The sequence below is a fragment of the Paraburkholderia sp. genome, from assembly GCF_034668105.1.
In the GTDB taxonomy this organism is placed as follows: domain Bacteria; phylum Pseudomonadota; class Gammaproteobacteria; order Burkholderiales; family Burkholderiaceae; genus Paraburkholderia.
Map to the genome: position 1 here is coordinate 1 of NZ_JAXDPY010000584.1, position 11,202 is coordinate 11,202.

The following is an 11,202-nucleotide window of genomic DNA, read 5'->3' on the forward strand; positions in this document are numbered from 1 at the left end:
GTCCGCCTTCAAGAAAGAGCCCATGACGCGAAATCGTCATGGGCTTTTTTATTGCGGAGCGGCACGTCGCCAATGGGGAACGCTGCGCGCGGCGATACAGAGCAGTCAGAGACGGATCACAGACTCAACCAGTCGAAGCCTTCGTCCTGAGAAGCGACCACCACCTCGGTCGGCGCGGCACCCAACACCCCCGCCATTGCAGCCTGCGCCAGTTCCGGCGAGTTGTTCTGCTGGCTCAGATGCGCAGCCACAAGGTGCCGCAAGCGCGAACGATCGAGCGAGGCCAGGATTTCAGCCGCAGCCTCGTTGTTCAGATGCCCATGATTGCCGCCGATGCGCGCCTTCAGCGATTGAGGATAGCGGCTACCCGCGAGCATCCGCACGTCGTGATTGCATTCGAGCACCAGTGCATCGCAGCCGCTCAGCACCGCGCTGATGTGCGGCGTCGAGGTGCCGACGTCGGTCAGCACGCCAAGCCGGCTCGCGCCATTGGAGAGCACGTATTGCAGCGGCTCGCGGGCGTCGTGAGGAACGGTATAAGGGAGGACGCTGAGGTCGCCGATGGCCACCGCTTCGTCGCCCCACAGCACCTGCAGGTCGACGTCGGCTTCGTCGGCACTCACCGCGCGGGCTGTGCCCCAGCTCATGTACAGCGGAATCGACCACTTGCGCGCCAGCGTTAGCGCGCTGCCAATGTGGTCGCTGTGTTCATGGGTAATCAGAATGGCGTCGAGACCTTCGACGCCGGCGCCGAGCCGCGCCAGACGCCGCTCGACTTCCTTGGCCGAAAAACCGCAATCAAGCAGCACACGCGTGGTGGTCGCGCCGCTTTGCGCTTCCACCAGCAAGGCATTGCCTTCACTGCCGCTGCCGAGACTGGCGAAGCGCACAGCCGGCTTAGTTCAGTTGTGCGTGCAACAACGTCACGATGCGCTGCGCGTCCGACGAATTATCCACCTGCCCGTTCGCGTCCAGCACCGCCACCTGCGTCACGGTGTCGCCCTTCGAGCGCACATTGACGAGGAATTCCTGACCCGGCTTCTTTGCGGAATTGCCGCTGTAGAACAGCTTGCCGAACAGCCCTTCTTTCTTCAGCTCCTGCATCGAATCCGCGTAGCGGACATAGTAGATGCCTTTCGCGCGATCGCGGTTGTCGACGGTGAAGTTGGTGCGGTCGAGCGCAAGACCCACGCGCAGCCATGCACGGTCGAACGATTCCTGCAGGTCGAGTGTCGAGGCGCCCGCGTCCTTTTCGATGGTGGCCGGCGCGGCGGCCGGATGCGCATCGGTCAGGAGTTGCTTCGACTGCGCTTCGGTCAGGCCGAATTTCTGCATCAGCTTGGTCAGGAACAGCGCTTCCAGCGCCGGATCGCGCGGACGCTCTTCCCAGCGCGACGACGTTTTGTCCTGACCCGTCAGCATTTCTTCCATCGCGCTATGCGTGATCGAGATGTCCGTCGTGTCAGCCGGACCGCGCGACACGAGCGTGCGGAAGCTGTCACGGGTGCCCGACGAGTACGCAAAGTCGATCACCTTGCCGACCGTGCGACGGAACCAGTCGTCCGGAATATTGGCGCGGTTTTCCGCCCAGTCGGTGGTCATGATACCGGTGGCCGGCGCATCGGTTTTCAGCGCGAAGCCGTTTTCCTGCCAGAACTCCTGCAATTGCGGCCACAGTTGTTCCGGCGTACGGCCGTCGACAACCAGCCAGCGACGATCGCCGTCACGCTCGATGTGCATGCCCAATGGGTCTTGCGCATTCGGCTGGCCTTCCGTGGAATTGCCCGCTGCGGTGACCGCGCGTTGCTGCGCGCCGCCCAACGCGAGATTGGCCGGCGGCGCCACGTAGCGCTGATCGGTCGGCGTGGTGGTCAGATCGCCCGGAACGGCGAGCGGCGGTGCGCTGCCGGCGCCCTTGTAGTTGACGCGGTCGGAGGCGAACCAGTCGTTCAGCGTGTCACAGCCGGCGAGCGTTACCAGGGCAAGCGCCAGCGCCGCCATGCGGGTTGCGTGGAGGGAAAGTGCGGAACGTTTCATGAGGTCCTTCGTGATGCTGGAACGCGGTGCCTGGTTCTGTGTGCCGGGAACGTGGGCTGGATCGACGTCGGTTAAGGGAGTGCCGGTGGCAGGCTTTCGTTTAACGCTGGAGTGCCGGGTTGAGCCCGTTCAGCCCAGCAGACCCGCTTCGCGCAGCGCGCCACGCACCACTTCGTGGTATTGCGCGTCGAGCGGCGTGAGCGGCAGGCGGATTCCGCCCTGCACACGACCCAGTTGCTGCAACGCCCATTTCGCGGGAATCGGGTTCGATTCGATGAAAAGGTTCTTATGCAGCGACAGGAGATTCAAATGAATCTCGCGAGCGGTTTTGGCGTCCGCGGCGAGCGCGGCTTTGCACAAATCGCTCATCGCGCGCGGCGCGACATTTGCGGTAACCGAAATATTGCCGTGGCCGCCGAGCAGCATCAGCGCGATCGCCGTGGGATCGTCGCCGCTATAGATGCCGAAATGCGCGGGCGCCGACTTGATCAGGTGCGCGGCGCGATCGATGTTGCCCGTCGCTTCCTTCACACCAATGATGCCCGGCACTTGCGCGCAACGCAGAATCGTTTCGTTGCTCATGTCCGCGACCGTACGGCCCGGCACGTTGTACAGGATCACCGGCAGATCGACGGTCTCGGCGATCTTCGCGAAGTGACGGTAGATGCCTTCCTGGGTCGGCTTGTTGTAGTACGGCACGACCTGCAGCGAGGCGTGCGCGCCGACCTCTTTGGCCTGCTGCGTGAGCTCGATGGCTTCAGTGGTGGAGTTGCCGCCCGAGCCCGCGATCACCGGAATCCGGCCCGCTGTATGCTCGACTGCGGTTTTGACCATCAGCACGTGTTCTTCGACCGAAAGCGTGGCCGACTCGCCGCTCGTGCCGACCACGACGAGAGCGTTCGTGCCCTCCGCGATATGCCAGTCGATCAGTTTGCGAAACGCCGGCAGATCGAGGCTGCCGTCTTCGAGCATCGGGGTGATGATGGCAGGGATGCTGCCGCGAATCTGAACGCCGCCAGTGCTGCTTTGATTGCCGTTAGTCATGAAACGCCATGAATATGATCAGGTAAACCGCGATTGTAGCGGATTAGCCAGCCAACTCGTAACAAGGCGGGGGCGCCGCCTGCGCGTGCTCGGCTGAACGATCCGCCTCCATGATTGCGCATATCCGCTGGACGTAAGCCGGGCGCGGCTGCGCGAGAAATCCGTCTTGAAATGCGACCACGCGAAGGTGGCCGCGCACCACGTCGAGCAGCTCGCCGGGCGCGAGTAAAAACGCTGGATTAGACGGCTTGCCGACTCTTTCATTTCCTTGCGCGAAGGTCTCGTAAACCAGCACGCCAGCTGGCGCAAGCGCATGTAAAAGCTGCGGAAACAGCGGCCGGTGCAGGTAGTTCGTGACCACGATCGCGGCGAATTTCGCCTCGGCGGGCAACGGCCACGCGGCGCCTTCGATATCGGCCACGACCGTGCTGATGAGCGGTTCGTCGCGCATGAGGTCCAGCGCGGCCGCGTCGCGATCGATTGCGGTCACCGGATGACCCAGCGACGCAAACAACCGCGCATGCCGTCCCGCCCCGGAGGCGACGTCGAGCACCGCGCCACCCGCCGCGACCAGATGCGCCCAGTGACGCACCCAGCGCGACGGTTCGCCGTTTCCGTGCGAGGGAGCGGGTGAAGAACCGGGCGAAGCGGCAGTGGGCGTGCTCATTGCTTCAGCGCCGCTCAGTTGTACGAGAGACCCATCGCCTCGCGCACGTCACGCATCGTTTCCGTGGCGAACTTGCGGGCCTTGTCGCAGCCGTCGGCGACGATCGCGCGTAACAGCGACGGATCGTCCATATACTTCTGCGCGCGCTCGAGCATGGGCTGCTGCTCGCGCAGAATGCCTTCGATCACCGGCTGCTTGCACTCGAGGCATCCGATACCCGCGGTCCGGCAGCCCTTCTGCACCCACTCGTGCGTGGCTTCGTCCGTGTAGACCTGGTGCAGCTGCCACACCGGGCACTTGTCCGGCTCACCCGGATCGGTGCGGCGCACGCGGGCCGGATCGGTCGGCATGGTGCGGACTTTCTTCGCAATCGTTTCCGCGTCTTCACGCAGGCCGATCGTGTTGCCGTACGACTTCGACATCTTCTGGCCGTCCAGACCCGGCATGCGCGACGCTTCGGTCAACATGGCCTGCGGCTCGACCAGAATGATCTTGCGCGACCCTTCGAGGTAACCGAACAGACGTTCGCGATCGTTCATCGACAGGCTCTGCGATTCCTGCAACATCGCCCGCGCCTGTTCGAGCGCTTCGTCGTCGCCTTCCTGCTGATAGGCGTTGCGCAGTTCGTGATACAGCTTGGCGCGCTTGCCGCCCAGCTTCTTCGCGGCTTCGTTGGCCTTCTCCTCGAAGCCCGGTTCGCGGCCGTACAGATAGTTGAAACGGCGCGCGATTTCACGCGTCATTTCAACGTGCGGCACCTGGTCTTCGCCGACCGGCACGAGCGAGCCGCGGTACAGCAGAATGTCCGCCGCCATCAGCACCGGATAGCCGAGGAAGCCGTAGGTCGACAGATCCTTGTCCTTCAGCTTTTCCTGCTGCTCCTTGTAGGTCGGCACGCGCTCAAGCCAGCCGAGCGGCGTGCTCATGCCGAGCAACAACGCCAGCTCTGCATGCTCAGGCACCTTGCTCTGGATGAAGAGCGTAGCCTGCGCCGGATCGATGCCGGAGGCGAGCCAGTCGATCAGCACGTCCCACACGTTCTTTTCGATCACTTCGGGCGTTTCGTAGTGCGTCGTCAGCGCGTGCCAATCGACCACGCAGAAGAAACACGGGTATTCGGACTGCAGCCGCACCCAGTTTTTCAGCACGCCGTGATAGTGGCCGAGGTGCAGCGACCCGGTGGGCCGCATGCCGGAGAAGATACGGTCTGGGAACATGGTTATTTAGAAAAGCGAAACAAGTGGAGTCAGAATTGCGGTAATCGCACCGTAGCCGAGCGTCACGAGCGGACTGAGCCAATAGCGTGTGAGCGTGCCCGTCATGACCAGCGCCATCACGATGAAAAAGCCGTACGGTTCGAGGCGCGACAGCGCGATCGACTGGCGCGGCGGCAGCAGCGCCATCAGCACGCGGCCGCCGTCGAGCGGCGGCAGCGGAAACAGGTTGAGCACGCCGAGCACGAGGTTCACACCGACGCCGGCGGCCGCCATGCGCGTGAAGAAAGGCTCGTCGACGCTCAGCACCGCGAGCGCGACGCCGACCAGGCCCCACACCAGCGCCTGGACGAAATTGGAGGCCGGTCCGGCGAAGGCAACCCACAGGCTGCCCCAGCGCGGATTGCGCAAATTGCCGAAGGCAACCGGCACGGGCTTCGCGTAACCGAACATGAATGCGCCGCTAGTGGCGAAGTACAAGAGTAAGGGAATAGCGATCGTGCCGAGCGGATCGATATGCCTCATCGGATTGATGGAAACGCGGCCGAGCACGTATGCGGTATTGTCGCCGAGCCAGCGCGCCACGTAGCCATGCGCGGCCTCGTGCAGCGTGATCGCGAAAATCACCGGCAACGCGTAAACCGCAATGGTCTGTATCAGGGAAGAATCCATAACTCGCTATTGTAACAACGCGATTGCGTGCGTCTGTCCGCTTTCACTCATGCCGTCTCTTCGAGACCGAACGGCGCGAGCGAACCGCGCCCCGGCCGCACCAGCACCGGCTCGGCGCCGGTCAGATCGATCACCGTGGACGGCTCGCATACGCACGGGCCGCCGTCGATCACCAGGTCCAGTTGCTTTTCGAGCCGCTCGCGGATTTCTTCCGGATCGTTTAACGGCTGGGTTTCGCCCGGCATGATCAGCGTGGAGCCGAGCAGCGGCTGGCCGAGCTCCTCGAGAATCGCCAGCGTGATCGCGTGATCCGGCACCCGCAAGCCGATGGTTTTGCGCGACGGGTGCGACAGGCGCCGCGGCACTTCCTTGGTGGCCTGCAACACGAAAACGTAAGGGCCCGGCGTGACCGACTTGATCAGCCGGTATTGCCGGTTGTCGACCATCGCGAAGTTCGACAACTCCGACAGATCGCGCACCAGCAGCGACAGCAGCGCCTTCTCATCGAGCCCCCGAATCCGCCGCAAGCGTTCGACGGCGTCTTTATCGTCGAGATGACAGGCCAGTGCGTAGCTCGAATCCGTCGGCAACGCGACGACACCGCCGTCGTTGATGATCTGCACCGCCTGCTTGACGAGGCGGGGCTGCGGGTTATCCGGATGAAGCCGAAAGTATTGGGACATGATGACTGACAGTGGCTACGGGTGACGATGGACGGAGCGTCAAGCTGAAAATCGGACGGAGGATGAGGCAAAAGCGCACGCCCCGGATGACCGCCATCGCGCATCTCGTGCCGCCACGGCACAGCGCGCGATCACAGCCAGCGTTCCCAGACGGGCTTCAGATCGGCAGGCAATGGCGGCAGCGTGCCGAGGTCGACGCGGCCTTCGCCGGGTGCATGGAAGTCGGAGCCGCGCGAGGCTTCGAAGCCGAAGCGGCGCGCGACATCCGCGTATTCGCGGTATTGATCCGGCGTGTGGCTGCCCGTCACCACTTCGATCGCCTTGCCGCCGAGGTCGATGAATTCAGCGAAAAACGCGTCGAATTCGACCGGCGTGTACGCATAACGGCCCGGGTGGGCGATGATCGCCTCGCCGCCGGCCGCCTGAATCCAGCCCACCGCATCCGCCAGTTTCGCCCAGCGATGCGAGATGCAGCCGGGCTTGCCGTCGCCGAGATAGCGGTTGAACACGTCTTGCGTCGAGCTGCAGTAGCCGCTTTCGACCATGAAGCGCGCGAAGTGCGTGCGCGAAATCATGTCCGGATTCGACACGTATTTGAGCGCGCCCTCATAGGCGTCGGGAATGCCGAGTGTAGCCAGTTGCTCGCCGATCGCCTCGGCGCGCGCGGCGCGGCCGTTGCGGGTGCGCGCAAGGCCGTCGATCAGGATCGAACTGGTCGGATCGACCCCGAGGCCAACAATGTGCACGGTGCGCGAAGCCCACGTGACCGAAATCTCCACGCCACTCAGGTAGTCCATGCCGAGCGCCTCGGCGGCGCTGCGCGCTTCGTGCTGGCCGCCGAGTTCGTCGTGATCGGTCAACGCCCACAGCGTCACGCCGCCCGCGTGCGCGCGGCGCGCGACTTCGGCCGGCGCGAACTGGCCGTCGGAAACCGTGGAATGACAGTGGAGGTCGGCGTTCATCTTTGTCTTGAGAAGGGTCTGCACTCATTTTACTGCAACGCAGTATTCGGGCGCAGCGCTATCTCGCAAAGGCGGCCCGGCGACCCCGGGCTTCTGGTCAGGTCTACGCGCAAAAGCCTTCGATCAGTGCCGCTACCTGCTCCGGCTGGTCGTGATGCACCATGTGGCCCGCTTCGTCGATGACTTGCTCGCGCCAGTTCGGGAAAGCCTGGAAACGCGCCTTGAATTCGTCGAGTGGAATCTCGCCGGCGATCTGCGCGAGCGTAGGCGAGTTTGCCGCCTCCACGTGCAGCACTTTGGCGCTGACCTTGCGCCACACCGCCATGACTTCGTCGAGGCGGTACAGCGTCGGTCCGCGCAGTTTGTGCGCCGGATCGGCGAGCAACATGAAGCGCCCTTCCCCGTCCGGCTTGGACCAATGCTGGGCGAGGAACTGCGCGCGCTGCGGATCGAGGCGCGGGTTGGTTTTGACCAGGCGTCCCGCAACGTCGTCCAGCGACGCGTAGCGCTTCAATTGGGGCGGGTCGCGCAATTCGTCGAGCCAGTTGCGCAGCCGCTTCGGCGCCTGGGCCGCGTGCGACGGCGCGAGGCCGAAGCCCTCCAGGTCGACCACGCGCCGCACCCGCTCCGGCCGCACCCCCGCGTACACGCAAACGATGTTCGCGCCCATGCTGTGACCCACCAGATTGACTTCGCCGGTCGGCGCATAGTGGTCGAGCAGCGCGTCGAGATCGGCGAGATAGTCCTGAATCCAGTAATTGCCGCCGCCGCGCTCGGCAACCGGCCAGTCCGACAGGCCGAAGCCGCGCATATCCGGCGCAATCACCTGCCAGTCGCCACCCAAGGCGTCGACGACGAACTGGAACGACGCCGCCACATCCATCCAGCCGTGCAGCATGAACAGCATCGGCGCATCTGGATTGCCCCAACGCCGCACGTGCAGACGGATGCCGCGCACGGCGACGAATTCAGACCTGGAAGTATTCATGGGCGGCGCGCCATAAAAAAGAATGATCGTTCGATTATAACGAGATAGCTGTGAGGTACGTCGGGCCGGATTGTGGAAAAAAGCCTCAACCGGTCGCCCGGGGCAGGCGGGACGGGTTTCTCAGCGCTGAGGCCGGGTGACGCAGGGGCCGGGTTATGGAAAAGCCTCAGTCATCCGGGGCCGGCGGGACGGGCTCCTCAGCGTAAAGGCCTCGCGATGCCGAGGCCCGGTTGTGGAACAAGCCTCAGTCGTCTGGGGCCGGCGGGACGGCTTCTCACCGTAAAGGCCCGCAATGCCGGGGCCGGGTGTCGAAAAAACCTCAATCGTTCGAAACCGGCGGCACCGGCTGCGGCACTTCCAGCCCGGCCACAGCGGCCAGCGCGGCCAGTTCGATTTCGTCGAAACCGGCGTCGCGGCGCGCCGCGAAATTGAACGGACCGCGTAATTTCGGTGCGTGATACTGGTCGGCAAGGCGCGTGTAGGTGGCGTGCGGATCGAGGCCACCCTGCTCGCACAGATGACGGAACCAGCGGTTACCGATCAGCACATGGCCGATTTCGTCGCGCAGGATCACGTCGAGAATTGCCGCGGACGCATGATCGCCCGCCTGTTGCAGGCGCTCGCGGATCGGCGGCGAGGCGTCGAGGCCGCGCGCCTCGAGGGTGCGCGGCACCAACGCCATGCGCGCCAGCACGTCGGCACGGGTGCGCTCGCACATGTCCCAGAGGCCGTCGTGCGCGGGAAAGTCGCCGTAGACATGGCCGAATTCCGCCAGCCGCGCGACCAGCAGTGAGAAGTGATGCGCCTCTTCGGCAGCGACCTTGAGCCAGTCGGTGTAGAACGCGGCAGGCATGCCGGCAAACCGCCAGACGGCGTCGAGCGCGAGATTGATGGCATTGAACTCGATATGCGCAAGCGCGTGCAGCAAGACGGCGCGCCCCTCAGGAGACTGCATGCTGCGACGTTTCAGCTTGCGCGGATCGACCCGTTCGGGTCGCGCGGGACGGCCGGGCAGGTTTGCCGCCTCGGCGAGTTCGAGAGCGACGGAGCATGCGAGACTGCCGTCCAGCGCCGCGGCGTATAACGCGCGCGCCGCGGCGGCCTTGGTGGCCGGGTCGATTTCGCGCAATGCAGCCAGTGCGGCAGTGCGCGCGCAATGGCCGTCGTTTGGGCTACGCGAGGATTTCTCGGGAGTGGGTATCGGCGTAGCGGGCGAAACAGACGGAGCAGCGGAATTCATGGCAAGCCGGTTGGCAAAAGAGCACGGTGACAGGCGGGACGGGAGGTGCTGCGTGCGCGCGGGCTGAGCGCCAGACGGCACGCGGCGGCGCACAAGCGACCTAAGCACACAACCGTTTACAATACTCGATTCGACCCACTCGCGCGCCTGTTGCGCGGGGCCGGCGGGATAGTCAGGTTCGTCGTGGCTTTTCCAGATATAACGCGGGCTCCACTGTCTGACTACGTCGGACGCCCCGTTTGGAGCGCCGGCACGAGTTCGCTTCGGGCTCGCTTCGGGCTCGCTTCGGGCTCGCTTGTGGCTTGCTTGTGGCCCGCTTCGACCCGCTTGGGCGCGCCGCCCGGCGGCCTCATCCGCCAACCCGGTTTTTTCGAAACCCCAACTAGCCCGCGCATCGCGCAGCGACCGATCAAGAGGAGACAACGTGACAATCTACAAGCTTGGCGAAGCAGCCCCGACCATCCACGAAAGCGTGTTTGTCGCGGATTCCGCGAGCATCATCGGCAATGTGACCCTCGAGGAAAATTCGAGCGTCTGGTTTGGCGCGACGCTTCGCGGCGACAACGAGCCGATCACCCTCGGCGCCGGCAGCAATGTTCAGGAAAACGCGGTGCTCCACACCGACCCGGGCTTCCCGCTGACGATCGAGCCAAATGTGACGATCGGCCACCAGGTCATGCTGCACGGGTGCACGATCAAGGAAGGCTCGCTGATCGGAATTCAGGCCGTGGTCTTGAATGGCGCGGTAATCGGCCGCAACTGTCTGGTCGGAGCGGGCGCCATCGTCACTGAAGGCAAAGTGTTTCCCGACAATTCGCTGATTCTCGGCGCGCCCGCCAAGGTGGTGCGCGAACTGACCGAGACGGATATCGCCAATATGCAGCGCGGCGCGGCAAGCTATGCCGAGCGTCGCGAGTATTTCAAGGCGCAGCTCGTGCGCATCGGCTAATCAGCCGGGGCGCGCGGCGCGCACGGCGCGGCATCAGGCTGCGCCATTCGACCGAGGAAAAGTTGTGAGCGACCAGTTGCAAAAATTCATGTTCAGCGCGGCGCCGGTGCGCGGCGAGATCGTTTCGCTGCGCAATACGTGGCGGGAAGTGCTGACACGCCGGGACTATCCGGCGCCCGTGCGGACAATTCTGGGCGAAATGATGGCCGCGTGCGCGCTGCTTTCGGCGAACCTCAAGTTCGACGGCACGCTCGTCATGCAGATTTTCGGCGACGGACCGGCGAAGATGCTGGTAGTGCAGTGCAGCTCGGATCTGTCGATGCGCGCCACCGCCAAGCTCTCCGGCGAGGAGGGCAATACGATCGCCGACAGCACCTCCATGATCGACCTGGTCAACGCGAGCGGCCATGGCCGTTGCGTCATCACGCTCGACCCGCGCGACAAGCAGCCGGGCCAGCAACCGTATCAAAGCATCGTGCCGCTGTCGGGGATGGACGGTCCGCTCAAATCGATGGCGGAAGTGCTCGAGCATTACATGCATCACTCGGAGCAGCTCGACACGCGCCTGTGGCTCGCGGCGAACACCGAGCGCGCGGTCGGCATGCTGCTGCAAAAGCTGCCGGGCGACGGCGGTATCGTCCCGCATCCGGGCGATCTGGACGCGGACACATGGGAGCGCGTCTGCACGCTTGGCAGCACGATGTCGCAAGACGAGTTGCTGAAGGAAGAACCGGAAACGATTTTCC

General features: G+C 64.2%; 12 protein-coding genes. 2 read left to right on the forward strand and 10 right to left on the reverse strand.

Annotated features, from left to right (window positions below; all coding sequences use genetic code 11):
- Nucleotides 1-116: 116 nt before the first annotated feature.
- The 10 genes from QOC89_RS25845 to QOC89_RS25890 all read right to left on the reverse strand — a co-directional run bounded on the left by QOC89_RS25845 (nt 117) and on the right by QOC89_RS25890 (nt 9,507).
- Nucleotides 117-890, reverse strand: a complete 774-nt coding sequence (locus QOC89_RS25845) for an MBL fold metallo-hydrolase (protein WP_323047616.1) — start codon at nt 888-890, stop codon at nt 117-119.
- Between the two features lie 7 nt (nt 891-897).
- Nucleotides 898-2,037 (reverse strand): outer membrane protein assembly factor BamC, encoded by a 1,140-nt coding sequence (gene bamC, locus QOC89_RS25850; protein ID WP_323047617.1) that lies wholly within the window; start codon nt 2,035-2,037, stop codon nt 898-900.
- 129 nt (nt 2,038-2,166) lie between these two features.
- Nucleotides 2,167-3,081 carry a 4-hydroxy-tetrahydrodipicolinate synthase gene (gene dapA, locus QOC89_RS25855; protein ID WP_323047618.1) on the reverse strand — a complete coding sequence of 305 codons (915 nt, stop codon included), beginning with the start codon at nt 3,079-3,081 and terminating at the stop codon, nt 2,167-2,169.
- 43 nt (nt 3,082-3,124) lie between these two features.
- Nucleotides 3,125-3,748 (reverse strand): class I SAM-dependent methyltransferase, encoded by a 624-nt coding sequence (locus tag QOC89_RS25860; protein ID WP_323047619.1) that lies wholly within the window; start codon nt 3,746-3,748, stop codon nt 3,125-3,127.
- A 14-nt stretch (nt 3,749-3,762) separates the two neighbouring features.
- On the reverse strand, nt 3,763-4,965 hold the full coding sequence (locus tag QOC89_RS25865; protein WP_323047620.1) for a tryptophan--tRNA ligase: 1,203 nt from the start codon (nt 4,963-4,965) through the stop codon (nt 3,763-3,765).
- A gap of 6 nt (nt 4,966-4,971) precedes the next feature.
- Entirely contained in the window at nt 4,972-5,634 is a 663-nt protein-coding gene (locus QOC89_RS25870) for a site-2 protease family protein (protein ID WP_323047621.1), read from the reverse strand.
- Between the two features lie 47 nt (nt 5,635-5,681).
- On the reverse strand, nt 5,682-6,317 hold the full coding sequence (locus QOC89_RS25875) for an L-threonylcarbamoyladenylate synthase (RefSeq protein ID WP_323047622.1): 636 nt from the start codon (nt 6,315-6,317) through the stop codon (nt 5,682-5,684).
- A 131-nt stretch (nt 6,318-6,448) separates the two neighbouring features.
- Nucleotides 6,449-7,279, reverse strand: coding sequence for a 3',5'-nucleoside bisphosphate phosphatase (locus tag QOC89_RS25880; RefSeq protein ID WP_323047623.1), 831 nt, complete (start codon nt 7,277-7,279; stop codon nt 6,449-6,451).
- A gap of 103 nt (nt 7,280-7,382) precedes the next feature.
- Nucleotides 7,383-8,267: an alpha/beta hydrolase gene (locus tag QOC89_RS25885; RefSeq protein WP_323047624.1), complete on the reverse strand. Its 885-nt coding sequence runs from the start codon at nt 8,265-8,267 to the stop codon at nt 7,383-7,385.
- Between the two features lie 319 nt (nt 8,268-8,586).
- On the reverse strand, nt 8,587-9,507 hold the full coding sequence (locus tag QOC89_RS25890) for a ferritin-like domain-containing protein (protein ID WP_323047625.1): 921 nt from the start codon (nt 9,505-9,507) through the stop codon (nt 8,587-8,589).
- A 424-nt stretch (nt 9,508-9,931) separates the two neighbouring features.
- Here QOC89_RS25890 and QOC89_RS25895 point away from each other — a divergent pair, with 424 nt between their 5' ends.
- Complete coding sequence (locus QOC89_RS25895; RefSeq protein ID WP_323047626.1) at nt 9,932-10,456, forward strand: gamma carbonic anhydrase family protein; 525 nt, start codon at nt 9,932-9,934, stop codon at nt 10,454-10,456.
- Between the two features lie 64 nt (nt 10,457-10,520).
- Nucleotides 10,521-11,202 (forward strand): Hsp33 family molecular chaperone HslO (locus tag QOC89_RS25900; protein WP_323047627.1); only part of this gene is annotated, 682 nt, incomplete at its 3' end.

Coding starts and splice junctions, on each gene's coding strand:
- bamC (WP_323047617.1), bottom strand. CDS start 2,037: ATGAAACGTTCCGCACTTTCCCTCCACGCAACCCGCATGGCGGCGCTG.
- dapA (WP_323047618.1), bottom strand. CDS start 3,081: ATGACTAACGGCAATCAAAGCAGCACTGGCGGCGTTCAGATTCGCGGC.
- QOC89_RS25860 (WP_323047619.1), bottom strand. CDS start 3,748: ATGAGCACGCCCACTGCCGCTTCGCCCGGTTCTTCACCCGCTCCCTCG.
- QOC89_RS25865 (WP_323047620.1), bottom strand. CDS start 4,965: ATGTTCCCAGACCGTATCTTCTCCGGCATGCGGCCCACCGGGTCGCTG.
- QOC89_RS25870 (WP_323047621.1), bottom strand. CDS start 5,634: ATGGATTCTTCCCTGATACAGACCATTGCGGTTTACGCGTTGCCGGTG.
- QOC89_RS25875 (WP_323047622.1), bottom strand. CDS start 6,317: ATGTCCCAATACTTTCGGCTTCATCCGGATAACCCGCAGCCCCGCCTC.
- QOC89_RS25880 (WP_323047623.1), bottom strand. CDS start 7,279: ATGAACGCCGACCTCCACTGTCATTCCACGGTTTCCGACGGCCAGTTC.
- QOC89_RS25885 (WP_323047624.1), bottom strand. CDS start 8,267: ATGAATACTTCCAGGTCTGAATTCGTCGCCGTGCGCGGCATCCGTCTG.
- QOC89_RS25890 (WP_323047625.1), bottom strand. CDS start 9,507: ATGAATTCCGCTGCTCCGTCTGTTTCGCCCGCTACGCCGATACCCACT.